We start from the raw sequence: 26626 nt of genomic DNA on the forward strand, positions 1-26626 counted from the left end.
GGAATTGATCTTATTCTATTTTAAATCGCTTAACCGTATCTCGTAATTCGGAAGAAATTTTATTCAAGTTGTTGGAGTCTTGATCCATAAGCCCAGAATGTTCAACCATCATTTCGGTCAGTCGATGGATCGAACCCAGATTTTTCTCGATTGATGAAGCAAGTTCTTCCTGCTCAAAAGTAGCGCCAGAAATATCTTGATTGACCTGCTTAACCTGTTCAACCGCTTCATTAATTTGATTAATAGCTTCTAAAACAAGTTGCACTTGCTTCTCACCTTTATCACTCATGCTGTCGGTTGTTTCCATTGAAGCTTTTACCTGCGCAGCCCCTGACTGAAGTTTTTCAATCGTGGTTTGAATATGATCCGTAGACTCCTGAGTTCGTGTAGCCAGTACACGAACTTCATCAGCTACAACGGCAAAGCCTCTGCCCTGCTCACCTGCTCGGGCGGCCTCAATGGCAGCATTAAGCGCCAGTAAATTGGTTTGTTCGGCAATATTTTTTATCACATCCAGTACAGCGCCAATTTGCTCAACGTCTTCATTTAAACTGGTAACCGCTTCGGTTGCATTGGTGATTGACTGGGAAACATCGCTGATCACCTGTTGAGTTTTATTCGAGTTTTGTGAAACTATGTCCACCGACTCACTGACCTGATTAACAACTTCATCAGCGGTTTGGGCATGGTGCTTGATACTGCCACTGACACTCATCATCTGCGAAACAGATTTAGAAACGTCATCCATTTGCCCCTGCTCCTGGATCACTTCCTGATTCAATTTGGAGGCCGTAGCAGCAACGCGGTCGGCCGTTTCGCTTACTTGATCGGAAGAGTGAGAGGCTCTGGCTATCAGCTCCTGAATGCGATCAGCAAAGCGATTGAACTGGGTTGCCATTTCGCCCACCTCATCATTTGATACCACTTTTAATCGCTTGGTTAAATCGCCGTCACCATGAGCAACTTCTTCCATGGTTTGTGCAATTTGTTTAACGGGTTTGATGATTCGCTGAGAAACCAGAAAGGTAATGGCCGTCAGTGCAACAATAATCATTAATATGGTCACTATGGAATAAAACTTTGCCGTGGCAATGGGTTCTTCGACTAAGTCTTGCGGCACTAAAATACCCACGGTCCAGTCAATGTAAGGCACATCTGAAGTAATAGGAACATAAAATACCTGATACTGCTGTCCATCCCAGGTCAAATTGAATCCGGAACCTTGTGGGTTCTTTTCAATTTCGCTGGATAATTTAGAAAAGCCCTGTGTCTCACTAAAAACACTATCCAGTTCAGCCAGTGGCTGATTTAATTCAAGCTCTACACCATCTGATGGGAAATATGCAATTTGTTGACTTTCATTTAATAAAAACGCCCGGCCCTGATCCTGGTATCGAATCTGCCCAATTAAATCACCAACGGTTGTGATTAAAATATCCACACCACCAATTCCAACCAATTTCCCTGACTGGTTGTAAACCGGCATCTGCAATACCGAGGAAACAGTTTTATCCGTAGCATCCACCTGTGGGGATGTAAGGTATAAGCGATCTTGAGCGATGGCTTCGTGCCACCAGGGGCGCTTATTGGTAAAGTAACCTTTCGAAATATCACCCGCTTCCGGACCATCTTCTGCCACACCAACCCGACCTTGATCATAAAAATACTCAAAGGTATTGGCTGATCCGACAAAAATGGATTTAATACTTGGGTCACTGCTGACCACTTGCTTAAAGGCATCATTCATTTGCTGATAGGTTTGATCGTTCGTTAATGATTTACCTCGCTGGGTATAATCAGTAAGCCAACGCGTTAAACGAGGATCATTTAAAAAGGTAAGCGGTACTCTGGCTCGCTCACTAAAAAAACCCTTCACTTCCTGAGCCTTTAATTTAATTAACTCTGCTACCTGAGCTTCGGTTTTTTCTCTTGTTAACTCAGAAATGTGCTGGGTTACAAAATAGCCGGCAATGGCCAGAAACAGAGTCAGAGCGCCAGAAATGGACAGAATGAGTTTTCGTTGAAGTGAGCCTTTGAGCTGCATAGATACCTTGCCTACGTTTCTTTTTTTAATAAGTCTAGACAATTTATCGGAAAATGCCGAACCAACTTTAGTAGAAAAATCAGTTCTTTAGTTATCGAATGACTTTTTTATCCTGCAAAGACTCTATTTCTTCTTCTGAATACCCCATAGAGAGCAGTAATTGCCGAGTATCTTCACCTAAAGTCGGCGGGGCTTTAACATAGTTGACCGGTGTTGCGGAAAACTTGACCGGATTAGCCACCTGCTTAACCTTCTCTCCTGAGTTATGCGGTAACTCAAACAGCATTCCTCTTGAAAGAACTTGAGTATTTTGAAACACCTGCTCAATATTATTAATTGGCGCACAGGGCACACTGACGTCGTTTAATCGCTGCAACCAGAACTCACTGGATTGCTCAAATAAACGGGCAGCAATTAACGGGATCAATGAGTCACGGTGCACAACACGCTGCTGGTTGGTTGAAAATTCTGATCGGTCAGAGAGTTCTGACAAATTCACTGCCATGCAAAAACGTTGAAACTGAGCATCGTTACCCACTGCAACCATTATGTGGCCGTCCTGAGTTACAAATGACTGGTAAGGAACAATATTGGGATGCTCGGTTCCCTGCCGCTGCGGCACCTCACCACCAACCAGATAATTCATATTCTGATTGGCAAGCCAGGCAACCTGTGTGTCGAGCAAAGCCAAATCAATATACTGCCCTTGCCCGCTTTGAGTCCTATAATATAGAGCCGATGTAATTGCTGTAACAGCGTATAGGCCGGTCATTAAATCTGACACAGCCACACCCACTTTCTGTGGCCCGGCACCGGGTTTTCCGTCACGCTCCCCGGTAATACTCATAAGGCCACCCATGGCCTGAATGATGGCATCGTAACCGGGTTGATTGGCCATGGGGCCGGTTTGCCCAAATCCGGTAATGGAACAATAAATCAAACTCGGAAATTCATTTTTAAGAGAGTGATAATCAAGCCCGTATTTTTTTAATCCGCCGACTTTAAAGTTTTCAACCAGAACATCGCAATCTTTCAGTAGTTGTTTTATTACCGCCTGACCAGCTGGCTTTGTAATATCAATCGCAATAGAAGCCTTACCGCGATTAGCCGACAAGTAATAAGCCGATTCTTCTGTATCCTGCTCTTGATGATCGTTTAAATAAGGAGGCCCCCAGCGACGTGTGTCGTCACCACCATTCGGATGCTCAACTTTAATAACCTCGGCACCATAATCCGCTAACATCTGCGTTGCCCAAGGACCTGCCAAAATACGACTTAAATCCAGAACACGAATACCCTTTAAAGGACCCGACATAAATTACGATTACCCAGTTAAAAACATACACAGACAAACAATAAAAGAAACGCTTGTAGAAAGAAACATTCACGCATAAAAAACAATGAAACTGGCTAGTGTCACCACAAAAGCCTACGCTATCGACATTGTTACAGAAACCGTTGCCACAGGTGCAGTTATTTCAATAGAAATAAGCCTGTCAAAAACTCATTGCTTTGTCTGGCAGCACGAAGCACACTGAACGATGGAGGGATCTATGAAAAACAATAAATCAACCTCGTTCGGACTCGCCATTACCACGTCACTGGTTATAGGGACTATGATTGGCTCTGGTATTTTTCTGTTACCAGCATCGCTCGCGGCCTATGGTGGTATTGGATTATTTGGCTGGCTGTTTTCTGCACTAGGGGCAATCTGTTTAGCCTGGGTGTTCGCCAAACTCAGTCAGTGGCAGCCCGGATTAGGTGGACCCTATCATTATACCCGGATAGGAATCGGAGAGTTTCCGGCCTTTCTTGTCGCCTGGGGCTACTGGATTTCAATTTGGACGGGCAACGCAGCCATCGCAATGGCTGCGGTTTCTTACAGTAAATTATTGTACCCACCACTTGCCGAATCGACGATGATGTCGACAAGTCTTGCATTGGCTTTTATCTGGTTGTTCGCGTCCATTAATTTACTTGGCGTACGAGAAGCCGGTTTAACGCAATTGCTCACCACCTGTTTTAAAGCGATCCCACTGATTGCTTTTGGCCTGATTGGAATATTTTTTATTGATATTGAACAGATAACTTTTGAGACAACCACAACTGAGTCACTGCCCGGCTCAATTATCGCCGCTGCTGCATTATGGTTATGGGCTTTCTTGGGCATAGAGTCAGCCAGTATTCCAGCCGACAATATTAGAGAGCCGAAGAAAACCATTCCCCGTGCGACGATTATCGGAGTATTACTGGTAGCGATTGTTTACCTGCTTGGATTTGTTGTGGTGTTGGGCGTTATCCCTGCTGAACAACTGGCGAAATCGGATGGCCCATTTGCCGATGCTTCGACGATTATTTGGGGAAGTTGGGCAGGCATTGCCATGACGTTTGTTGCGCTTGTCAGTACATTAGGTGCGCTTAATGGTTTAATTTTAATGGGCGGTCAAATGCCATTAGCGGCAGCAAGAGATAAATTATTCCCTAAGTTATTTGGCCGACTCAATCGTCGCTCTACACCTAGTTTAGGTATTATTCTTTCTGCCTTATTAACGTCAACACTGATTTTAACCACCGTCAGTAAAAATTTATTAGGGATTTTCAACTTTGCCATTTTATTATCAACAACCTCCATCTTAATCCCTTATGTGTTTTGTTCAGCCGCCGCTTTTCGATTTCAGGAATCTGGCAAACAAAAATTTAAAGCAGTATCCTTAATCATTATTACACTGGCTTTTCTTTTTTCACTTTGGGCTTTAGCAGGTGCAGGACAAGAAGCCGTCTACTGGGGATTCATCTTGATGCTTTTGGGCATACCCGTGTACACAGGATTAAAGATTGCTTCGGATAAACAATCACAACCGGATAACGAATAAGCATACCAGAGAAAATCATGCCAAATACAACCTTTCAAACCGATGTTGGTAAGATCAAACGAATACTATTAAAGCACGTAAAAGATGCATTTCGTAATGAACAACAAATTGAGCAAGAATGGAAAGCACTGCATTTTCTTGATAAACCGGATAGAAACAATGCCATTCGTGAATACGATGCACTTTGTGATCTGTTAACGGGATTTGGAATTGAGCTTGAGTTTTTGCCTGAAACCGAAAACACCACACTGGATAGTCTATACCCAAGAGACAATGCACTGGCAACCAATGGCGGAATGATTTTGTGTACAATGGGTAAACAAAACCGTCAAACGGAGCCTGAACATCACAATACTTTTTATGCTCAAACTCAAACCAATGTATTGGGTGAAATAACATCGCCCGGCTCGGTAGAAGGTGGTGATGTCGCCTGGTTACAAAACAATGTTCTTGCGGTTGCCAATGGCTATCGAACCAATCCTGCCGGCATTGCACAGTTAAAACAAATGGTTTCACCATTAGTGTCAGACTTTATTGAAGTGCCACTGCCGCATTTTCGAGGGCCGTCGGATGTTTTTCATTTAATGTCGATCATTAGTCCCATCGCCGATGATCTTGCGGTTGTTTATTCACCATTAATGCCGGTTCCATTTCGACAATATTTACTGGATACCGGTGTAAGGCTCGTAGAAGTACCCGAACAAGAATACGACAGTCAGGGCTGTAATGTGTTAGCGGTAGCCCCGGGTGTATGTGTTGCGGTTGAAGGTAACCCAATCACCCATCAGCGACTTCTTGATGCCGGAGCCGAGGTTCATACCTTTAAAGGAAAAGACATTTGCGAAAAAGGTTGTGGCGGTCCGACTTGCCTTACCCGACCATTGGAACGAGAAGTCTCTTGAGACTTTTATCATAGGTTTAATTAAAATGTGAAGAACACTGTATGTTAAAGAAGATTACTGTATTTTGAAAAAGAGCAGCTTATGTCGAAACGGTTAAACCAATACTTTGCAGCAACCACTCTGGAGCAAGCCGTTACATTACACGCGGAACTGTATCGTGGCGCCCAAGCATTTGATCTGGATAAAGACGCTATTTTCCTGCGCAGTTGGCAATGTATTGGCCATGTTTCACAATTTAAAAACAATGGCGATGTGATCGTTACCGAAGTTGTCGGCAAACCGGTTGTAATAGTAAAAGATCACGATGGATGTTTAAAAGCGTATTACAATGTTTGCAAACATCGAGCCGGTCCATTGGTATTGTATAATGGCAATATAAACGTTTTTAGCTGTAAATATCATGGCTGGACATATCGATTAAATGGTGAGTTGCGGACCGCCCCAGAAATGTCTGACACTCCTAATTTTTCCGCCTGTGATATTCATCTCGATAAAGTAAACATTGACACTTGGCAGGGTTTTGTTTTTATCAACTTATCGAATAACCCTTTGCCACTATCAAGGTACTTTTCAGGCATAGACTCGACTATCCAACCTATTAAATTAACCGAGATGCAGTTTCACCACCGAGATGAATACAAGGTAAACTGTAACTGGAAAGTGTATATGGATAATTATCTGGAAGGTTATCATTTACCTCATGTTCATCCCGGACTCAATAAACTTCTTGACTACAAGAGCTACACCACTGAACTATTCGACTGGTACTCTTATCAACAGAGTCCGTTAGAAAATACCAATAATTTTTATGGTGAAGGATCAGCTCATTACTTTTGTGTCTACCCAAACTTGATGCTCAATATTTTACCCGGTCGATGTCAGCTAAACATCATTGTTCCGACCGCTCCAAATCAATGCAAAGTATTTTTCGATTACTATTATACTGATTTGGCATCGACCAAAACCCAATCAATGATAAAACAAGATTTGGCGTTTAGTGATGAAGTGCAAGATGAAGATATAAGGATCTGCGAACAGGTACAATGCGGATTAGAGTCAGGTGCTTATCATCAAGGTCGACTCTGTGTTAAACGAGAACAAGGCGTATGGCATTTTCAGGAGTTATTGCGAAAAGCGTATCGTGAATTTGATAATTAACTAAATAAAACAGGGTAGTCATTATTAATGAGCTACCCTGTTAATAAGAAAAGTAGTACAGATTTTATCTTCTTATCGTTTACTCCGGCTTTTTAAACAACAAAGTGATTCTAGTCGACTCGCCGGTTTCCATCATTTGTTGTTTCAGCTCAGGATTTTCTTTGCTGGTGACCAATGATGGCGGTAGACGCCAAACCATATCTTTTTCAGTTGGGTTGTCTTTAGGATTTATATTCACATTACTGACGTCTACAAACTCAAACCCTGCATTGGTGATGCGTTCAATCAAAAAGGACTTTTTCAAATACCCATTTTGACCACCTGCCCACTCATCGGAGTGTGACTCAGGTGCCATATGTTGAACCACACCCAGTACGCCACCGGGTTTAAGTACCGCATGGGCTTCATCCAGTGCTGTGGTTAAATACTGACCCTGTTGTTCAAATCGTTTTAAATTATGCAGTGCGCGAATAAACAAAACTGCATCGGCGGTTTGTTTCATGTCATCTGGCATGGCGCCAAACTGAAACGCCGATAATTTGGCGCTGTCTTCACTGCGCCACTTTTCGGCACCGGCAACCCAATCTTTTACCCAAGTCTTTTTCGATGCAATAAACTCATCATCAAAAAATCCAAACAGTGGAAACATATCTGCCGCGTAGTCAGCGCCAATCAAAGTGCCACTTTCACCTAAATAAGGCAGCAGAATTTTACTGTACCAGCCGCCACCGGGCAAAGCTTCTACCACGGTCATACCGGGCTCTATGCCAAAAAAGGTTAAGGTTTGTTGAGGGTTTCTGGCAGCGTAACGATCTTTGACAGATTCAGGTTGCTTAGCCAGAATAGACGCAAGTTTTTGCTCACTGCTGGTTACTTCGTCTGGATTATTTTTAGTCTCAGTTTCTGATTTTTGTTCGGCTGCTTTAAGCGAATGCGTTTTTTCAGTTTTTTCTACCTTGCTCGTTTTCTCTGCCTTGCTAGCTTGCGCCGCATGATCACTGGACTCTTTATCACACCCGGCCAGTAACATTAATGAGGTGGCTGCTACGGATGTTAGTAATCGTTTTGAACCCTTAAACATTTTTATATCAATATTCATCTGTCCCTCCTGCTTTGCAGTATCAGTTTTTTATATCTCTGGTTTATAACTCTGGTTTATAACTCTGGTTTACAAGCTCATCATAGTATCGGTTGTAATTAAACCTAGTGTCTATTGATTATCTTTAATTTGTCGTGCTTATGTTTATTAATCTAATGCGCTTATTGTTGAGTCTTAAAAACCATTGTCGTTTTTAACTAAATAGTTTCGTTTTTAACTAAAGTAGTTGTTTTCAACTAAATAGTTTCGTTTTCAATTAAATCATGCTCAGCCTTGATACTCCGTGACGGATCCCTCACCATTAGCTGATGCCTGTTCTGTATAATTGTTAGAAAGTACAATTTAATACAGGATGTTAAATGTTAACCGCTGTTGCCTGATTTCAAACAAAACTCAAGCTTAAGCAGTCTCACTCAGATAAACAAAAAAGACAACTCTCTATGATAACAAACTCAGGATTTGCTCTGGTAAAAAGCGATAACGAAAAAACGCCGTTTAAACAACGCATCGATTATATCGACAAACCCATGCCCGAATTACAATCAGGCGAGGTGTTAGTGAAAGTGATGGCGGCGCCAGTTAACCCATCGGATTTGGTCTATTTAATGGGTAAGTATGGCGTGCCTCCGGTTGAAGGCGCCTACGCAGGCTTTGAAGCTTGCGGTATTGTCGAAAAAGCCAATGCCGGATGGTTTGGCCGATATTTAACTGGTAAGCGAGTGGCTGTGTTTGCTACGCCTGGCAAAGACGGTGTCTGGGCAAAATACGCCGCGGTTAAAGCGACTGCCTGTATGCCAGTACGAAAAGAGCTTTCCGATGCACAGGCCTCTACCCTACTGGTCAACCCGGCTACGTCTGTGTGCCTTGTCGAACGGGCCATTCAACTGGGTGCCAAGGCTGTGGTGCTGAATGCCGCAGCCAGTCAGGTGGGTAAAGGAGTGATCCGCTACGCACAACAAGTGGGCATCAAAACCATCGCCACGGTTCGTTCAGAATCAAATCGCGCCATACTGCAAGAAATGGGCGCAACAGAGGTGTTACTGACCACCGACGAACAGTATAAAGAGCAGTTAAAACAGGCGACTCAACAATATCACGCCACCGTATTACTTGACGCAGTAGCAGACTCCGACACCGCAATACTGTTAAATAATATGCCTGCACGATCCACTGCCATCGTTTATGGCCGACTGGCCGATACACACAAACGCTATGGCGGCACTTACGGTGTTAGTGATGTTATTTTTAGAGACGTTAAAGTGGAAGGATTCTGGCTCGCTCACTATATAAGACGGGCTGGCGCGTTAAAAACCTGGATGCTTGGCCGTAAAGTGCAACGCCTATTTGCCGAAGGCGTCTTCGACACAGATATCTATGGTCAATTCAACAACCTTGAATTTCCCGAAGTCATCGATCATTATGCGCAACACAAAAGCGATGGCAAAGTCATTTTATTACCCCATGCGGTATAATACGCCCTAATTTAAAATTGAAATGCTCGGGAGTACAGCAAAGCACATGAGTTTATTACCCCATATTGAAGTCGAAACAAATCCTTCTCCTGATGCCAGTGTGATCTGGTTACATGGCCTTGGTGCCGATGGCAATGACTTTAAACCCATAGTGCCAGAGTTAAAATTGCCACAAAGTGCAGCGGTTCGCTTTATCTTTCCTCATGCGCCTTCCATGCCGGTTACTATCAATAATGGTTTTGTTATGCCTGCCTGGTATGACATTACCGATATGAGTATTGATCGCAAAGTTGACGAACCACAACTCAGGCAATCTGCATCGGAAGTGGTTAAGTTTATTGTTAACGAAGTTGAACGGGGTATTAGCCACGAACGCATTGTTATTGCTGGCTTTTCACAGGGCGGTGCAGTGGCACTGGAAACCCTGTTAAGTTACCCAAGTAAATTAGCAGGGCTACTGGCTATGTCCACTTATTTTGCCACCAAAGACAGTATCAAATGGCACAATGCCAATCAGAGCACACCGGTAGAAATACATCACGGCATTTATGATCCTGTGGTTCCCGTCGCACTGGGTCAAACCACCTATCAGCAGCTTACCTCTAAGGGGTATAAGACGGAATTTAAAACCTACCCGATGGAGCATTCCGTTTGCCCCCAACAAATAGGCGATATCTCTCGCTGGTTAAGCAAGGTTCTTTCGTTATAAAGTTCTTTTTAATAAAGAGTCATCTTTCATAAACAACCTTCGCGTTTAACCAGGTTTTGAGCAGCTCTTATAAAGGCGGTGACAATGAAGCAACCCTCTTCTCAACTCGACCAGGCCTATCAATTGTTAACGAGTGAAGACGATGGTCGCGTTTGTCGGGATATTCCCGAATCCGCCTGTGAGCACCAACCGCGAAACTTTATTTTGCATATTCTGTCGCTCGCGGCAACCAAGTCCAGTGATGGCTTAATTGATCCAAAACTAATACTCAGCTGGTTGCTGGCCCAACTTGGTGCCTCTGCATTAATCATAGGGCAACTGGTTCCGGTACGTGAAGCAGGAGCTTTGTTGCCACAACTGTTTACCTCGGAATGGATCCGCAAACGGCCGCAACGAAAATGGGTTTGGGCAGCAGGCTCATTTGTTCAAGGATTGTGTGTAGCCGGAATGGTCATTTGCTGTTTTACATTAACCGATGATCGTGCCGGTCTGGCCATTTTAATTCTCCTGGCGATTCTGGCAGTGGCTCGCAGTTTTTGTTCGGTCAGTTATAAAGACGTGTTAGGCAAAACCGTATCAAAATCTACCCGCGGTACGGCCACAGGAACAGCAGGCACTATTGCGTCGGCATCGGTTATTTTATTTGCCAGCCTGCTCACGTTTAATATTATTCCGTTATCGATTTTTACATTATCCATCACGCTTTCTATCGCCTCAGGTCTCTGGTTAATCGCCGCAGCATTATTTACCCAATTAAATGAATCTTCTGGCGCAACCGATGGCGGTGAAAACGCAACGCGCGGTTTACGCGACAGATTGTCACTGATAGTCGCGGATAAACAATTGTTTCGTTTTATCACTGTTCGTGCATTGCTGGTATCAACAGCTCTTGCGCCACCCTTTATGTTACTAACCGGTACCGCCACAAAAACAAATGCCAATCAGCAATCATTAACGGCCTTAACCCAGTCGGGTACGGAAGGTTTTCTGTCTCAACTTGGATTATTAATCTTGGCTTCTTCTCTTGCCGGCTTTTCAAGCAGTTACATTTGGGGACGACTGGCGGATAAATCGAGTCGAAATGCGTTAATTGTCTCGGCATTAATCGCCGGGCTGACATTAGCGAGCACCGCTATTATTCACATAACTCAACCAGTCTGGTTAACCACTGTCTGGCTTCTGCCGATTTTATTATTTTTATTAATGATTGCTTATCAGGGTGTTCGACTGGCCCGCTCCACTCATCTGGTGGATATGGCGCACCACACACAACGCGCCAATTACACAGCGGTTTCCAATACCGTTATTGGTATCGTTCTGTTGCTGGGTGGTTTATTTGGTGTACTGGCCGAATTGTTTGGCGTTACGCTGGTAATAGGATTATTTGCGGCCATGAGTTTTATTGCCGCTGCGTTAGCCGTTAAACTGAAAAACGTTCAGTCGTGACAACAAGTTACAAAGATTACATTTAATTTAAAAGTTTAACTTTGATTAACGCTGCAGCTGGTTGTTGAATTTGTGTCTTTAACATATCGCATCTAATCAGTTATCCAAATCTACTCAAATGGCCGCGCCTGTTTTTCAGGATCTAAAATCGACTCCAGTTCTTTGCGCGAGATGTCGGTTTTTTCTTCGGCAACATCAATTACTGATCGATTTTCCTTTTGCGCAGTTTTCGCGATTTCGGCGGCTTTTTCATAACCTATTCGTGTATTCAGTGCGGTGGCTAAAATGGGATTCTTTGACAACTGTGCTTGCAAACGATTGTTATTCACGGTGATATCCACCAGTGCTTTATCGGCCAGAGCGTTTAGAGCATCGGCAATCAATTCCGATGACGCAATGGATTTATCGGCGATCAGTGGCAACATCACATTTAACTGAAAGTTACCCGACTGATTGGCGATGGTAAGACTGGTATCATTGCCCATTACTTCGGCCATCATCATGGCGACGCTTTCGGGAATTACCGGATTCACTTTGCCGGGCATAATGGACGAACCCGGCTGTAAAGCTTTTAACTGAATTTCAGCCAGTCCCACATTGGGTCCGGAGTTCATCCAGCGCAAATCGTTGGCAATTTTCATCAACACGGTTGCCAGCACTTTCAATTGCCCATGCACTTCAAGTGCGGGATCTTGCGCACTAATACGGCTGGCTAAATTGGCACAAGGTTTTATTGGCAACGCCAACTGCTCGGCTAAATGCTCAGCGGCCTTATCGGCAAAATCTTTGTGCCGATTTATTCCGGTTCCAATGGCCGTGCCGCCCAATGGAATTTCGGCAAGACGCGACAGTGAACTGACCAAACGTTCACGGCTTTCACTGATCTGATGTCGCCAGGTTAAAAACTCATCGGCCAGCGATAACGGCATGGCATCCATCAAATGCGTACGACCGGTTTTAATCACCGAATGATGCTTTTTGCTAAGTTCGCTCAGTTGATTAAGCAGATTATCAATGGCAGGAAATACACGTTCCACAACCGTTACCAGCAAAGCCAGTTGAACAGTGGTTGGGATCACATCATTGCTGCTTTGACCGTAATTCACATGATCATTGGGATGAACGGTGGCCTTATTTTTGTCACTGTTGGAGGATTGTTCGATCCGCTGTTTAGCCAAGGAAGCAATCACCTCGTTCATATTCATATTTGAACTGGTGCCTGAACCGGTTTGAAACACCGAAACTGGAAACTGATCCATGTGTTTACCTGAAATGATGGCATCACACGCAGCGATAATCGCCTGAGATTGTTCATGACTGATACAGTCCAAATTGGCATTTGCCCGTGCCGCAGCCTTCTTTACCTGAGCCAGACAAACGATAAACGGCACCGGTAATGGCCTGTTTTGTCTAAACATCTGATTTTTCTGGGAATAATCGAAATTATCTATCGCTCGTTGTGTTTGAGCGCCATAAAGGGCATCAACAGGGACTTTAACCTCGCCCAGACTGTCACTTTCTTTACGATAATCAGTCATTTCCATCTCCTAAAGCCGGCTCAGGTGGTTGAGAATCCGGTCAAACTTATCTACTCTGATATAGATAGACCGAACAATTAATGTCGCTGTATTGGCAGTTGTTAACCAAGGGATAGATAGACAATACCCTTTTTTATTTTTTACCGCTGCCAGATTTATTAATACATCGCAGAATAAATAACGAAGTGCAACGTTAAATCATTTCCTTTTAAATGACATTAATTTAAAAGGCTACTTTTAAAAGTAAACTTGGAGATTATCATGGCAAAGCAATTGCGAGACGTCAAAACGATTTCACAAGGTGATCAGTCCATTAAAATGATCAGCTTCGATAAAATTGCCAAGCAATACAATCTGGATCGCCTGCCCTACTCGATTAAAATTTTGCTGGAAAACCTGTTACGCCACGAAGAAGACCCCTTTGTCTCCAGTGATGATATTGAGCAATTAGCCAAATGGGATACCGACAATCCGGCCGATCATGAAATTGCCTTTGTGCCTGCACGGGTAATTTTGCAGGACTTTACCGGAGTACCGGCCATTGTTGATTTAGCGGCAATGCGAAACGCCATGAAACGACTGGGCGGCAAAGCGGAAAAAATCAATCCGTTTAATCCGGTTGAACTGGTTATTGATCACTCGGTGATGGTGGATCACTTTGCCACCGCCGACTCGTTTGAAAAAAATACCAAAATAGAAATAGAACGCAACGCTGAGCGTTATCAGTTTTTAAAATGGGGTCAGTCAGCGTTTAGTAATTTTAAAGTGGTACCGCCCGGACGCGGCATCGTGCATCAGGTTAATCTGGAGTATCTGGCGCGCTGTGTATTTAACGTCGAAAAAGACGGTGAGCGCTGGGCTTACCCCGACACATTAGTCGGTACCGACTCCCACACCACCATGATTAATGGTCTTGGCATACTCGGTTGGGGTGTTGGTGGTATTGAAGCCGAAGCCGCCATGCTTGGCCAGCCCGTAACCATGCTGATCCCGAAAGTGGTAGGCTTTAAACTCACCGGAAAACTCAAAACCGGCGTCACCGCAACCGATATGGTATTAACCATTACCGAACGTTTAAGAGAACATGGGGTTGTCGGTAAATTTGTTGAATTTTATGGTCCGGGCTTAAAACACTTAAGCACCGCAGACCGAGCCACTATTTCTAATATGGCTCCCGAATACGGCGCTACTTGCGGTATCTTCCCACTGGATGAAGAGAGCAATCGATACCTAAAACTCACCGGTCGCGACGATGAACATATTAAAATGGTCGAGTCATACGCCAAAAACCTGGGGATCTGGCACGATGACGACACCCCGGAAGCCAGCTTCCATGAAGATATCGAGTTTGATTTATCGTCTATTGTTCCTTCCATTGCAGGCCCTAAACGCCCGCAAGATCGCATCGCCCTGTCGGATGCTGCCAGAAAATTTGAAGACTGGCTTGAAGAGCGCATCAGCTTAATCGAATTACCCGAGCAAAGTGACTTTGCCGCCGAAGGTGGCAGTGCCGCTGATGATAACGCCAATAAACTGTCTCATCAGGGTGTCAGTGTTGATTTTAACGATCACAAATTTGAATTATCGCCCGGTGCGGTTGTGATTGCGGCGATTACCAGTTGTACCAATACCTCAAACCCTTCGGTTATGGTTGCAGCTGGTTTAATGGCGAAAAAAGCCCGCGAAAAAGGACTTATGACCAAGCCCTGGGTGAAAACCTCATTTGCCCCCGGTTCTCAGGTGGTTACAGAATACCTTAAAAATGCTGGCTTAATGGATGAACTCGACGGACTTGGGTTTAATCTGGTGGGTTATGGCTGCACAACCTGTATTGGTAACTCAGGTCCATTGCCCGAACCCATCGAACAGGCCATTCGCATTGGTAAATTGCCAGTCTGCTCGGTACTGTCGGGTAATCGAAACTTTGAAGGCCGTATTCATTCTGATATCGCCGCTAACTATCTAGCATCGCCACCTCTGGTTGTTGCCTATGCTCTTGCCGGTAATATGCAAATGGACATTACCAAAGAGCCGCTCGGTAATGATGACAAAGGCAATCCGGTTTATTTAAAAGATATCTGGCCCGATGAAAAAGAAATCAAAAAGATTGCCGATGAGTTTGTGTCGCAAAACCTGTTCAGTGAAAAGTACGCCGATGTCTACACCGGCAATAAAGTCTGGGATGATCTAAAAGTCTCTGACGACACTATTTATGACTGGCCTGACTCAAGCTACATCAAGCACCCACCCTTCTTTACCGAAATGGACAAAGAGACCTCGGACATAGAGCCGATTAAAAATGCACGTTGTCTGGTAAAAGTGGGCGACAGTATTACCACCGACCACATCTCCCCTGCTGGCGCCATTGCCGAGCATAGTCCGGCTGGCGAATACCTTAAATCGCTCGATATAGACGTTAAAGATTTTAATTCCTATGGCTCACGTCGTGGTAATCACGAAGTGATGATGCGCGGAACCTTTGCCAATGTCAGACTGAAAAACAAACTGGCACCGGGCACCGAAGGCAGCCATACCACGCACTATCCTTCCGGTGATGAAATTTCTATTTTTGATGCCGCGCAAAAATATCAGAACGATAAGGTCGCTTCCGTAGTGATTGCCGGTAAAGAATACGGCACCGGCTCGAGTCGTGACTGGGCAGCCAAAGGACCCAGCCTGTTAGGTATTCGGGCAGTAATGGCCGAATCTTACGAGCGTATACATCGTTCCAACTTAATTGGTATGGGCATTTTGCCATTGCAATTTAAAAATGGTGAAGGTGCCGATAAGTACGATTTAAAAGGTGATGAGTGTTTTTCTATTCCGGCTATTAAATCTGGCGATAAAACCGTTACGGTTTCAGTAACCGACGATGACGGCAACGAAAAACAATCCATTGAAATGATCATTCGTATCGATACCGAAAATGAATTTCAATACTTTTCAAATGGCGGCATTCTGCACTACGTTATTCGAAACTTACTGAATAAATAACCCAGAGTATCAACGCCCCTCTAAACTTAAGCCTAAGTTTAGAGGGGCGTTCAAATAATTTTTTTTAAATTCCCCCTCCACTGTAACAAACCATAAGTTAATCACTATATCTTGGTTTCAAGTATTTTAAACATCGGTGATTCCATTACCATCATTAGACTTGGTAAACTGGTAATATTAGATTATTCGTTTTTAATAACACAGATTATTTAACATAAAGAGATTTTATGACTGAACAAAACGAAACCCTGTTAAACCTGCGCGTGATCACACCCGACGATTACCCCGAGTTAGCAGCGCTAATGGATATGGTGTATCCGGATATTGGCGGCGCCTGGCCAAAAGCAACCATTCAGGCATTGGTGAATGCGTTTCCCGATGGACAGGTTTGCATAGAAGACAACGGCAAGCTGGTCGCTGCGGCATTAACCATTAAAGTGGATTACAATCGTTATGCCTCCAAACATACCTACAAAGATATTGTCAGTGATAAAGAAATTGCCAAACACAACGATCGCGGCGATGCACTCTACGGGCTGGATGTCTTTGTCCATCCAGAATATCGGGGATCTCGACTGGGCCGACGGCTTTACGAAGCAAGACGCGAACTTTGCCGCGCATTAAATTTAAAAGCCATATTAGCGGGCGGACGAATTCCTGGCTATCGCGATCACGCAAACTTATCGGTGAACGAATACATCGACAAAGTAAAGCGCAAAGAATTATACGATCCCATTTTATCGTTTCAGCTGGCCAATGACTTCGATATCAAACGTTTAATGCACCAATACCTGCCCGAAGATAAAAAGTCAAAAGGCTTTGCCACTCTGTTGGAATGGGACAATATTTTTTATGAAGAAGATACGGTTTCCATTCACGAAGCGGAAAAATCCATTGTTCGAATTGGGGTTGTGCAATGGCAAATGAGCACCGCTCGTTCCTTAGAAGATTTATTAAGTCAGGCCGAGTTCTTTATTGCTTCATTGGCCGACTATCAATCTGACTTTGCACTGTTTCCCGAATTTTTTAGTGCGCCACTGATGGGACTTGCACCGGAAAAATCACCGGTGGAAGCCATCAAGTTTCTTGCAGAATTCAGCGAAGACATTCGCAATCGCTTTTCACAGCTTGCTGTCACCTACAACATTAATATCATTGCTGGCAGCTTGCCGGTGCAGGAAAAAAACCGGCTGTATAATGTGTCCTACCTGTGTCATCGCGATGGCAGCATCGATGAGCAATATAAAATTCACATTACGCCACACGAAAAACGCGACTGGGTACTTGATGGCGGCGATACCATAAAAGTCATTGAAACCGATGCCGGTAAAGTGGGTATTTTAATCTGTTACGACAGTGAATTTCCTGAACTGGGAAGACTGCTCGCCGAACAAGATGTGCAAATTCTGTTTGTGCCCTTTTGGGTGGATACCAAAAATGGATACCTTCGTGTTCGTACCTGCGCACAGGCCAGAGCGATTGAAAATGAATGCTATGTCGCCATCGCAGGCAGCGTTGGTAACTTGCCCCGGGTTGATAATGTGGCCATTCAATACGCTCAGTCCGCAGTATTCTCCCCATCGGATGTTTACTTCCCACATGATGCCATCATTGCTGAAGCCACGGCTAATGCAGAAATGATGATATACGCCGATGTCGACCTCAATAAGCTAAAGCTGTTGAATACCGAAGGATCGGTCAATAACCTTAAAGATCGTCGTCTGGATATGTATCAGGTAAAAACTTTAAATAAATAGCCCTTTTTTACTTCAAAATCGAGAAAAAAAAGCGGCTTTATAGCCGCTTTTTACTAATATCATCTAAACCCTTCCTTGTTCACAATTTCATCAAAAATCAATAACATAACTTGTACTTTCAGGGCCTATGGCATATACCTTATAAATGAATAAAGTCCGTTTATAAGTTAGAGCGTGTTTATCTTTGGTTCTTTGAGATGCAGCCAGGGCAATCCGAAAGGATTTGAATCAAATTAAGCGTAAAAGTCGAGTCAAGTTATGAAGGATAAAGATAAAAACAGTAAAGTAGCTGACAAATCTTTTGCGGGTAAAAGCGTTTCGGATAAAGTAGACGCCACTCAAGAATCGCCAACTGATTATCCACACACTAATGAATTACAATCATTAACCGATAACTTTGAAAAAAAAATCCCGAGCTACCTAGATCGAATTAATGAAACCTGGGGCAGCCTGAACTATGTTCAATGGGATCCGGCAGTAGCAAAGTCTCTTCAACTGTTTTGCCATCGTATGACCGGAAGTTTGGCCACTTATGGCTTTACCGAGTTGAGCAACAAGGTTGAATCCATAGCAACTTTGCTGCAACAGGTATTGGATGATCGGCAAAAACTGACCGAAGATTTTTTCGACTCGATTAACCAGATCATTAAAAAACTTGAATTTACACCTGCCTCTCAAGAAAACCATAAATCTATCACACCGGCTAAAGCACAATCACAAATGGCGAAAGATAAACGCCCAATTATTATTGTCGATGACGATGAAGACACGGCACTCTACGTGCAAGAATTATTGCGTCAGTTTGGTTACCAATGTCATTATTGCTTAAGCATTAAAAACTTGATGGAAACAGTTAAATCCATTGAACCCAGCGTCGTTGTTATGGATATTAATTTTCCAGAAGGCAGATTTGCTGGCATTAAGGCCATTAAATACCTTAGGGACTCGCTCGGCTTTCGAGTTCCAGTCATTATGCATTCCGCTCGTGGCGATATTAAAGTGCGAATACAGGCCTCACACTATGGCTGTGACGGTTTTTTAAGTAAGCCGGTTAACTCGGAAGAATTAATTGCTGCTATTGACAAGGTTGTTGATATCAGTGGCTTCCATGATCGCCGGGTATTAATCATTGATGATGATCGCACCATTGCCATGTATTACCGCGCGGTGCTAAAAAAAATGGGAATTGAAACCAAACATATTGCCGATCCCATGAACTCAATTAAAGCCATCAGTGAATACCAACCACATTTAATCCTGCTGGATAATATGATGCCGGGCATTACCGGTGTAGAGCTGGCAAAACTGTTAAAACAGGATCCCCGACTGATGACCACAGGCATTCTGTTTATATCCGCGGATCATGACTTAACCCTATCCGATAAAGCTTTTTCACTGGGTGCAGACGGTTTTTTGCAGAAGCCGGTTTCTCAGGAGCAACTTAGTAATGCGGTTAGAGATTACCTAATCGCCAATCGCCGTAAAACAGCAAAGCTGGAACACATTGTAAAAACCAGTCATCGAACTCGACTAAGTACCCAAAATTATTTTTATACTCAGGCAGAAACTTTATTACTGCACGATCACAACAATTATCACGCACTGTTAATGATCACAATAGAAGGGTTTGACCGATATACTCGAGCAGTAGGAATGGCCAAAGCAAGCTTATTAATGGAAGATATCGCTTCCCATTTAAGTGATAAAATCAACTTGGCATTTAATAACAAAACCATAGCAACCCGACTTGGTGACAGCAGCTTTATTATATTAGTCACCCAAAAACATCTACATGATATTTTGGCTCAATGTGACAGTTTGATTAAAGAAGTTAATCTATTTTTCAAATCCTTGTCCGGCGATAAAGCTGATTGTCATATTAAATCTTCCGTGGCTCCGACAACGGAAGGACAAGATTCCATTGAATCACTTATATCTCGCTGCGAAAAGCAACTACAACATGCAAACAAAACAAACGTTAATATTTGCGATGAACCACTGATTGATAATCAAGCAAATAAATTATCAAGCACAGATTTATCCAATATTGAACAACTCTTAATGCAAAAGCAGTACTCACTGGTCTTTCAACCTATTTTATCCATAAACGCCCATCAAAAAGGTCAATACATTGTTGACTCTTTTGTCAGGTTGTCCGATCAGAAAAGCAAATATTATTCTCCGGCCCAGTTTTTTCCATTAATTAAGGATAAAACTCAGTTTACACAATTGGACAGGTACGTTATAGAGACGGTTATCGAACAGTTAAGTACAATGAACAAGTCCGTTCAACGAGAAGTATTTATTCAAGCACACCTAAGTGATTATGCGCTTAATAATCGCGACACCCTGCTTTGGATAAGCAACAGTTTACGCAACAAACGAATTTTAAATCCGGCCACTTTAGTTTTTGAGCTGTCTGAAAAAAGTGTACTCAGGTACAGTGATGCGGCTCAATATTTTTCTGAAAAAGTGCATCTGCTTGGTTGTCATGTCGCCATTAATGGCTTTGGAGAATCTAATAAATCCTATGCTTTACTGGATAAAATAAAACCAAACTCTATAAAGTTTAAAGCCGATATGCTGTGTCAAAAGTCGGCTAAAGACACCTCGCAATTGAAAGTACTTTCTGACTCAATAAGCAAAGCTCAGGAACAAAACATTCAGGTCATAGCCACCAATGTAGAAGATGCCAGCATGTTAAGTGAGCTGTATTCAAAAGGTATATATTTATTTCAGGGCTACTTTATAACCCGCCCCGCTGAAACCATTAATCTGGAATCAATTGAATCCTTCGATATTTAAAATATAAAGACACTTTTTATATTTTAATCTTTTTTACTTAACAAATACTTTCTTTCCGATAATTTTAAATGCGGGGGTTCCGCGTATCAGGGTGTCTCTGGCAAAAACCGTATCACATTCAGCACATGTCGCCGGATTAACCGTAAAATCCTTTGTAATGCGTTCTTTAAAACACTTGATCAAAGCACCTTTCCCACCTTTACGATATGTATAAAGCTGAGTTTTGCAGTGACTGCAATAGATATCAACAGTACGAGTGGGCCCTTTTTTATTTGGCTTTGCCATTTCTCCTCAATTTTTGTCACTATAAACGCCGCCGATGATAAACACTCTAGTGCAATCGTTCAATCACTTCCGGGTGATTTAAAAATTGATGTAACTCATCCTGCGCATTTCCAAATAAAGTTGCATTGCTGGCCAATACTCGTAAGGCTTCAGAGACATTATCTTTTTCGTCGTTGGTTTGATTCAATTGTTGAGCCTGTTTTTTATCGTTAGTTTTAATAAATGAACGAATAAAATCCATATCGATTAATCGCCCGGGACAGGTTTTTGAGGTTTTGTATTGAGCAGCCAGTTTATTTCGACTAATTAAATCATTCACTTCACGATGCCCAATTACAGAGTTCAGCGGTATTGAATAGTCCGTCATTAAGCGATGAACCAAATCCAGCAAGGTTAATAACTGGGCATTGGTAAACTTCTCCTTATCGCCATGACCAACGCAACATATGCCAATGGAGCGATTATTTAATCCTAAGGTATGAGCCCCCCGTTGACTGAGAGATCTGCCTGACTCTAACGTGCCATCTTTTTTGTTATCATGTCGATCATTAAGTATAACGAAATGATAACCAATACCATCCCAGCCTCGAGCTTTATGCCATTGATCGATCTTAGCGGCGTCACAATTGCGGCCGGAATAGGCTGCAGTATGGATAACAATATAAGATGGGACAAACGCATCATGACTCATAATAACCTCCTGTTATTAAACCTATAATTTATAAAGAATAATTAGAGTGAGTTATTTAGAAAGCTTGATATTAAGTATTCCTTACAATTTAAAATCTTCAGAAAAAACTGCTTGTGATACATGCAACAAATTTTGTTAAGCTTCTGCTTTCCTTACTTCTGCATTCTATCCAATGTTAACTTTAGCCAATATTAACTTTAGTCAATCACAGGACTAATACCATCTAATATTTGAGATAATGAGGTATCCATCGCCAAGGGAAGTTACTGAATAAAACGATAAGTTTTATTCAGTCGTCTTTTGATAATAAACACAGGGTGTATCACCCAATGGATCTTTGTGCAGGTACTTTTTTACAAAATCCATCCCTAGTTTTTTCATAATATGAATCGAGCCCAAGTTATTTTCATCGGCAACGGCTGAAAAATACTGAATGTCTTTATCAACGCTTAAGGTGTTCATAATCTGAGTGGCGGCTTCTGTGGCATAACCTTTACCCCAATGTGCTCTAAAAAATCGCCAGCCCAGTTCAAGATTATGATGTTCTGGCTGTTTCGAAAAAAACTGCATAGGTCGAACCAGTATCCAGCCAATAAACTCATTGTTTGGTTGTAAACCAACTCGCCACATCCCCCATCCTTTGGCAAAGTTGGTATAACTCATCAACCTTGGCATATAAACGGTTTCAATCTCTTCTCGTGAACTGGGTTTACCACCATTAATATAGCGCATCACTTCGGGATCTTGATCCAGCTGATAAAAACTGTCGACGTCTTTATCGGTCATTAGCCGATAACAAAGCCGTTCTGAAGGCATTATGTTTACTTCGTTTTGCTGGGTCACTGTAATATCCTTGATATAAAATATTTGCTTTCTATGCGTTGCACTTTGGAGTTGAATCTGCGCAATATAAATGCGAAAACTCTCATTAAAAACATTGTATCCATTAGTGCTAAAGTTGTCCCACATAAAATCATTACTGTCTCAAATAAAACCATTATTGTCTCAACTAAAAAATCAAGGCTGTCTCAAAATAGCCTTTCAAACTTACTATCTGCGTCTTTTACTTCTATAGAAAGCGTTAAACCGCCATCACATTATTTCAGATTAGGTGATTTCCCCTATCCGTTTTAAGGGTAATTACTCTTTCTCTTTTAGCCAAAATTCATAAGGATAGACAGCGCAAATGTTCTGCTCATGGCTACCGTAATTATATTAACGATAAACCTCGGTAAACAATACTGTGTCATTACAGTCGAGTTTCAACTTTCCTTGTTTTAACCGGGCGTGTTTGACTTGTCGTATTTTAACCAGAAAAGAGCAGAGCATTCTGGGAGCTAATCAAGCTAATCCATCAATAATAATGACAGGACCAAATTCATGAAACACAAAATACTGCACGCTGCCGTTGCCATGGCCTTAACCGTTCCATTGGCAGCTGTATCGGTTAATGCCAAACCAGCGGATCAATCGTCATTAAATTCCAAACTCACCGAAATGGAGTCTTTAACCGATCTGAACAAACATCGTATTCCAACCATAAACCAGCTTCAGGCCAATGATCTTTCTTTAGTACAGGCAACGGCTAGCCAACTGGCGGCAATAGATTCATTTAAACAGGTCAACCCATCGGCGCATATCAAACTGAATGCTGCAACCGGTACCATCGATTCATTGCACGGTATTGCCATAAGCACACAGGGTTCAACCCCGGAACAAGCTGCTAAAAATTTTTTACAGGATCATGCAGCATTGTTTGAAGGTTTATCCCTTAATCAATTAACAATCAATACCGGTAAGACCCGCTCAGCATTGGGTGGAGACCTGGTTCGCTTTGATCAAACCATTGACGGTATAAAAGTAATGAACAGTGGTTTGGGCATTATTATTGACGGTAATAATCGTGTTCGTGCAGTGATGGGCCCTTATCAAAAGAATTTAAACCTGAACACCGAGCCCGGTGTCAGTAGTGCCGCCGCCATTAGTGCTGCTGAAAATAATTTGACCAGTCATCAAAGAAACCTCTCCGCTGACGCCTTAGCCACTTTGCAACCGGCCTACGATCTTATTGGTGACAAACTGGGTGTATTTAAAACACCGATGCCTGAACTGGCTATTGTGCCAACCAAAAACGGTTCCAGATTAGCCTGGCAATTTATCTATTACTCTCAAAATCCTTTTGGTGTATTTAAATACGCCATCGATGCCAATACAGGCGATGTACTATACCGAGAAGATCAGGTGCGCACTGCTGAAGAATCAGAGCCAACGGATCAGTTTGCGGATTACTTCCCAACCTTTCCACCTATAACACCTGCCTTACAAAATGACTGCGCCATTGTTGATGCCAATGGGGGCGAAACCGGTCGTCCATTAGGAATGGAACGAATCAAGCTTCGCAAGTTTGATGACAGCAATCGGGCCACTGGTGCTAACGGAACATTAACCGGTACCCACGCTCATATCGAAAATGCATTGCCTACCAAATTACCTTTTGCACAGGCAGCTGCAGGAACCTATTACTTCGGTCAGGATAATCAACCGGTAGAAGGCCGCCCTGATGAGCGCAACCATTTATCTGAGCCAGCAGAGCACATCGATGGCATCAGTCAGTTTATCTACATCACCAGCCTGCTTGAATACCTCGATTACATTCATAAAGAAGGCGATGCCGTGCACAGCCGTGGTATCGGTTCCGGATCATTTCCAGATCAATACCCTAATGAATCCGTCCCTCTGTTAGGTGTGGTACATATACCGAATGTGCTGGCGCCGCCCGAAGACACTTCCGATCCTGAGTTTGTCAATAAGCTGCTTGGGCTGGATAACGCGTTTGCAGTTCCTCTGTCACAAGAAATCGCTGGCGAAGAAGTAGTGGTTAACCCTACGTTCTACGGTCATGGTTATGTGTTTAATGATCTGGCGGTCGACTTTAGTGTACCGATCCATGAAGGAACCCATGCCACCATCACCCCTATTGCCGGCTTTGAAGGCAGTCCGGAAGGTCCGGCACTGAATGAAGGTCAGGCCGATTTATGGGCGTACACCATAGGTGAAACGCCTGATCTGGGAACCTACCCGGTCAACTCCTGTGACTTAAGAGATTTAATCGCCAGCAGCGGCGGCGATCCAGACTCCTTTGAATTCATCCGTAGCGGTCAAAGCCAACTGCGTTACTCGCAACTGGGTACCCGCGATAATACATTTGAAGAACACAGAGACGGAGAAATTTACGCCGGAGCCATGTGGGATTTACGGGAAATCATGACCAGCATGTACCCGCAACAACAATTTAACCGCCCTAATGCAGTGACTGGCGAGCCTACCGACCCGGCCAGCCTGGGTAAAGAAATCTGGGAGCGTGTTTTCCTTGGTTCCATGTATGTTCTGGGTGTGAGTGCGCCAGATACCTTTGTTAAAACCCGTGACGCAACCTTGATCGCAGACGCTATTCTTTATCCGGAAAACCCGGTGGATATAAACTCAAAAGGACAGCACCATGCGTTAATTGAGCGCGTATTTGCAGCGCGAGAAATAGGCATCAATGCCGAAGCCCCTCTGGGCGGCGTGCAAGTTATTTCCAGCGCCATGAGTGAGTTTACCGCCAATCAGCCAGCCCCTGCGACACCGCAAAATGTGGTTGCCGATATTGTGGATCAAGACTCCATTAATGTCAGCTGGGATAAAGTGGATAACGCCATTGGTTACCAAGTCCTGAAACGCAAAGGCAACAATCCGGCACGTTTGTTCCCGGGTGTTGACGGTCGTGAATATATCGACGGCGATGCTTCGTTCAGCGGTTACACCCATGTGGAGTTTGTTACCGGAGCAGACACCACCCAGTATACCGATAAGGGTCAAGGATTTGGCCGAGGTGCCGGTCAGGGCATCGAAGCACTGGATTTCCAATATGTGGTTCGCGCCTTTGCCTTTAACAGTAATGATCAGGTGGGCTTTTCCGATCTATCAGGTACAGCAAAAACGGCGTTAGCCCGTGAAGATGTGACCGATCGGTTCGATACGGATATCAGTAATGTTTCATTTACTGGTGGTCAGTTTGCTTTTGATCAACTGCTTAACAACATCAGCAATCAGGATGTATACGGGCCCATCCACTTTGATATTGTCAGCATTAGCAGCAGCAATGTCACTGCCAGCAACGCCGATAATGGCGGTAGTGGTCAGTCTGGCGATAACGCTCGTTATACTTACGATGAATCGGTAGCAGCCGGTGCAGCTTCAGGCACTCGTTACTTGTCATTTAATAACCCGATGTCAGAACTGTTTACCTTTCAAGCCAAAATTTCAGGTCAACTGGAAGGTCAGGCAACACCCGCCACGGGCAGTCAGACAGCAACTGACACTTCCGAGGCAACCGATCGAGAAGTGGTGTTTCACAATATTGAACAACGTACCGGTCTGGTAGTGATAGGTTCCACCGATCAATATCTGGTGGACGGGGTTGATTATGTTGATGTTAACTTTACCGCTTTAGCCAGTGCCAAAAACGTTATCGCAACCTTATCGGCGGATCCCGATGTGGGCGGTGCCTACCCTGACCTTGATTTTGAATTAAGAGACAGTGATGGCAATGTTATGGCCACCTCTGGAAATCTTGGTCCAAATGAACAAGTGGGCGGTGTGATTGTTCCTGGTGAAAACTACACGCTTCGTGTTGTTGGCTGGGCCAACGGTCCTACACAGTTCACCGTAGTCATTGATCAAACGGTATCTGATGCCGCCGACGCTAACGACGGTTCCGAAAGTAACGCATCATCCACAACCGATGGGTTATTGATGGAGTTTATGGTTAATCCATTAACCGGTGAAGTAACCTCACAAATCTTGTAAAA

At 43.5% G+C, this 26626-nt stretch carries 18 protein-coding genes; 11 read left to right on the forward strand and 7 right to left on the reverse strand.

Features of this window, described 5'->3' with window-relative positions:
- Positions 1-10: 10 nt before the first annotated feature.
- Positions 11-2044 carry a methyl-accepting chemotaxis protein gene (locus tag C8D97_RS04200; protein ID WP_109762280.1) on the reverse strand — a complete coding sequence of 678 codons (2034 nt, stop codon included), beginning with the start codon at positions 2042-2044 and terminating at the stop codon, positions 11-13.
- A 91-nt stretch (positions 2045-2135) separates the two neighbouring features.
- Positions 2136-3359: a CaiB/BaiF CoA transferase family protein gene (locus C8D97_RS04205; protein WP_109762282.1), complete on the reverse strand. Its 1224-nt coding sequence runs from the start codon at positions 3357-3359 to the stop codon at positions 2136-2138.
- Positions 3360-3444: 85 nt separating this feature from the next.
- Here C8D97_RS04205 and C8D97_RS18100 point away from each other — a divergent pair, with 85 nt between their 5' ends.
- From C8D97_RS18100 to C8D97_RS04220, 4 genes are all read left to right on the forward strand, one after another.
- Positions 3445-3582 carry a hypothetical protein gene (locus C8D97_RS18100; protein WP_170115132.1) on the forward strand — a complete coding sequence of 46 codons (138 nt, stop codon included), beginning with the start codon at positions 3445-3447 and terminating at the stop codon, positions 3580-3582.
- A 15-nt stretch (positions 3583-3597) separates the two neighbouring features.
- Complete coding sequence (locus C8D97_RS04210; protein WP_170115133.1) at positions 3598-4917, forward strand: amino acid permease; 1320 nt, start codon at positions 3598-3600, stop codon at positions 4915-4917.
- A 17-nt stretch (positions 4918-4934) separates the two neighbouring features.
- The gene (locus tag C8D97_RS04215; RefSeq protein ID WP_109762286.1) at positions 4935-5819 is read left to right on the forward strand and encodes a dimethylarginine dimethylaminohydrolase family protein; all 885 of its coding nucleotides are present in this window, start codon (positions 4935-4937) and stop codon (positions 5817-5819) included.
- Positions 5820-5900: 81 nt separating this feature from the next.
- Positions 5901-6977 (forward strand): aromatic ring-hydroxylating oxygenase subunit alpha, encoded by a 1077-nt coding sequence (locus tag C8D97_RS04220; protein ID WP_109762288.1) that lies wholly within the window; start codon positions 5901-5903, stop codon positions 6975-6977.
- Positions 6978-7056: 79 nt separating this feature from the next.
- Here C8D97_RS04220 and C8D97_RS04225 read toward each other — a convergent pair whose 3' ends face one another.
- Positions 7057-8076: a class I SAM-dependent methyltransferase gene (locus tag C8D97_RS04225; RefSeq protein WP_109762290.1), complete on the reverse strand. Its 1020-nt coding sequence runs from the start codon at positions 8074-8076 to the stop codon at positions 7057-7059.
- 440 nt (positions 8077-8516) lie between these two features.
- Between C8D97_RS04225 and C8D97_RS04230 the strand changes: the two genes are divergently transcribed.
- The 3 genes from C8D97_RS04230 to C8D97_RS04240 all read left to right on the forward strand — a co-directional run bounded on the left by C8D97_RS04230 (position 8517) and on the right by C8D97_RS04240 (position 11703).
- Positions 8517-9548, forward strand: coding sequence for a zinc-binding dehydrogenase (locus C8D97_RS04230; protein WP_109762292.1), 1032 nt, complete (start codon positions 8517-8519; stop codon positions 9546-9548).
- 46 nt (positions 9549-9594) lie between these two features.
- Complete coding sequence (locus C8D97_RS04235; protein ID WP_109762294.1) at positions 9595-10257, forward strand: alpha/beta hydrolase; 663 nt, start codon at positions 9595-9597, stop codon at positions 10255-10257.
- 84 nt (positions 10258-10341) lie between these two features.
- A complete protein-coding gene (locus C8D97_RS04240) occupies positions 10342-11703 on the forward strand; it encodes an MFS transporter (protein WP_109762296.1) in 1362 nt (453 codons plus the stop codon).
- A 110-nt stretch (positions 11704-11813) separates the two neighbouring features.
- Here C8D97_RS04240 and C8D97_RS04245 read toward each other — a convergent pair whose 3' ends face one another.
- On the reverse strand, positions 11814-13241 hold the full coding sequence (locus tag C8D97_RS04245) for a class II fumarate hydratase (RefSeq protein ID WP_109762297.1): 1428 nt from the start codon (positions 13239-13241) through the stop codon (positions 11814-11816).
- A gap of 261 nt (positions 13242-13502) precedes the next feature.
- On the opposite strand from C8D97_RS04245, the gene acnA reads away from it, so the two are divergent.
- From acnA to C8D97_RS04260, 3 genes are all read left to right on the forward strand, one after another.
- Positions 13503-16235: an aconitate hydratase AcnA gene (gene acnA / locus C8D97_RS04250; protein ID WP_109762299.1), complete on the forward strand. Its 2733-nt coding sequence runs from the start codon at positions 13503-13505 to the stop codon at positions 16233-16235.
- Between the two features lie 227 nt (positions 16236-16462).
- Positions 16463-17992 (forward strand): bifunctional GNAT family N-acetyltransferase/carbon-nitrogen hydrolase family protein, encoded by a 1530-nt coding sequence (locus tag C8D97_RS04255; protein ID WP_109762301.1) that lies wholly within the window; start codon positions 16463-16465, stop codon positions 17990-17992.
- Between the two features lie 258 nt (positions 17993-18250).
- Positions 18251-20797, forward strand: a complete 2547-nt coding sequence (locus C8D97_RS04260) for a response regulator (protein WP_109762303.1) — start codon at positions 18251-18253, stop codon at positions 20795-20797.
- A 33-nt stretch (positions 20798-20830) separates the two neighbouring features.
- On the opposite strand, the gene C8D97_RS04265 is transcribed toward C8D97_RS04260, so the two are convergent.
- The 3 genes from C8D97_RS04265 to C8D97_RS04275 all read right to left on the reverse strand — a co-directional run bounded on the left by C8D97_RS04265 (position 20831) and on the right by C8D97_RS04275 (position 22616).
- Positions 20831-21082 (reverse strand): hypothetical protein, encoded by a 252-nt coding sequence (locus C8D97_RS04265; protein WP_109762305.1) that lies wholly within the window; start codon positions 21080-21082, stop codon positions 20831-20833.
- A gap of 46 nt (positions 21083-21128) precedes the next feature.
- Positions 21129-21773, reverse strand: coding sequence for an N-acetylmuramoyl-L-alanine amidase (locus C8D97_RS04270; protein WP_109762307.1), 645 nt, complete (start codon positions 21771-21773; stop codon positions 21129-21131).
- A 285-nt stretch (positions 21774-22058) separates the two neighbouring features.
- Complete coding sequence (locus C8D97_RS04275; protein ID WP_210204845.1) at positions 22059-22616, reverse strand: GNAT family N-acetyltransferase; 558 nt, start codon at positions 22614-22616, stop codon at positions 22059-22061.
- 537 nt (positions 22617-23153) lie between these two features.
- On the opposite strand from C8D97_RS04275, the gene C8D97_RS04280 reads away from it, so the two are divergent.
- Positions 23154-26624 carry a M36 family metallopeptidase gene (locus C8D97_RS04280; protein WP_210204846.1) on the forward strand — a complete coding sequence of 1157 codons (3471 nt, stop codon included), beginning with the start codon at positions 23154-23156 and terminating at the stop codon, positions 26622-26624.
- Positions 26625-26626 lie beyond the last annotated feature (2 nt).

Source organism: Pleionea mediterranea, from assembly GCF_003148745.1.
Classification (GTDB): Bacteria; Pseudomonadota; Gammaproteobacteria; order Enterobacterales; family Kangiellaceae; genus Pleionea; species Pleionea mediterranea.

Excerpts from the sequence above, each read along its gene's own strand:
- C8D97_RS04200 (WP_109762280.1), bottom strand. The coding sequence starts at position 2,044 with ATGCAGCTCAAAGGCTCACTTCAACGAAAACTCATTCTGTCCATTTCT.
- C8D97_RS04205 (WP_109762282.1), bottom strand. The coding sequence starts at position 3,359 with ATGTCGGGTCCTTTAAAGGGTATTCGTGTTCTGGATTTAAGTCGTATT.
- C8D97_RS18100 (WP_170115132.1), top strand. The coding sequence starts at position 3,445 with ATGAAACTGGCTAGTGTCACCACAAAAGCCTACGCTATCGACATTGTT.
- C8D97_RS04210 (WP_170115133.1), top strand. The coding sequence starts at position 3,598 with ATGAAAAACAATAAATCAACCTCGTTCGGACTCGCCATTACCACGTCA.
- C8D97_RS04215 (WP_109762286.1), top strand. The coding sequence starts at position 4,935 with ATGCCAAATACAACCTTTCAAACCGATGTTGGTAAGATCAAACGAATA.
- C8D97_RS04220 (WP_109762288.1), top strand. The coding sequence starts at position 5,901 with ATGTCGAAACGGTTAAACCAATACTTTGCAGCAACCACTCTGGAGCAA.
- C8D97_RS04225 (WP_109762290.1), bottom strand. The coding sequence starts at position 8,076 with ATGAATATTGATATAAAAATGTTTAAGGGTTCAAAACGATTACTAACA.
- C8D97_RS04230 (WP_109762292.1), top strand. The coding sequence starts at position 8,517 with ATGATAACAAACTCAGGATTTGCTCTGGTAAAAAGCGATAACGAAAAA.
- C8D97_RS04235 (WP_109762294.1), top strand. The coding sequence starts at position 9,595 with ATGAGTTTATTACCCCATATTGAAGTCGAAACAAATCCTTCTCCTGAT.
- C8D97_RS04240 (WP_109762296.1), top strand. The coding sequence starts at position 10,342 with ATGAAGCAACCCTCTTCTCAACTCGACCAGGCCTATCAATTGTTAACG.
- C8D97_RS04245 (WP_109762297.1), bottom strand. The coding sequence starts at position 13,241 with ATGACTGATTATCGTAAAGAAAGTGACAGTCTGGGCGAGGTTAAAGTC.
- acnA (WP_109762299.1), top strand. The coding sequence starts at position 13,503 with ATGGCAAAGCAATTGCGAGACGTCAAAACGATTTCACAAGGTGATCAG.
- C8D97_RS04255 (WP_109762301.1), top strand. The coding sequence starts at position 16,463 with ATGACTGAACAAAACGAAACCCTGTTAAACCTGCGCGTGATCACACCC.
- C8D97_RS04260 (WP_109762303.1), top strand. The coding sequence starts at position 18,251 with ATGAAGGATAAAGATAAAAACAGTAAAGTAGCTGACAAATCTTTTGCG.
- C8D97_RS04265 (WP_109762305.1), bottom strand. The coding sequence starts at position 21,082 with ATGGCAAAGCCAAATAAAAAAGGGCCCACTCGTACTGTTGATATCTAT.
- C8D97_RS04270 (WP_109762307.1), bottom strand. The coding sequence starts at position 21,773 with ATGAGTCATGATGCGTTTGTCCCATCTTATATTGTTATCCATACTGCA.
- C8D97_RS04280 (WP_210204846.1), top strand. The coding sequence starts at position 23,154 with ATGAAACACAAAATACTGCACGCTGCCGTTGCCATGGCCTTAACCGTT.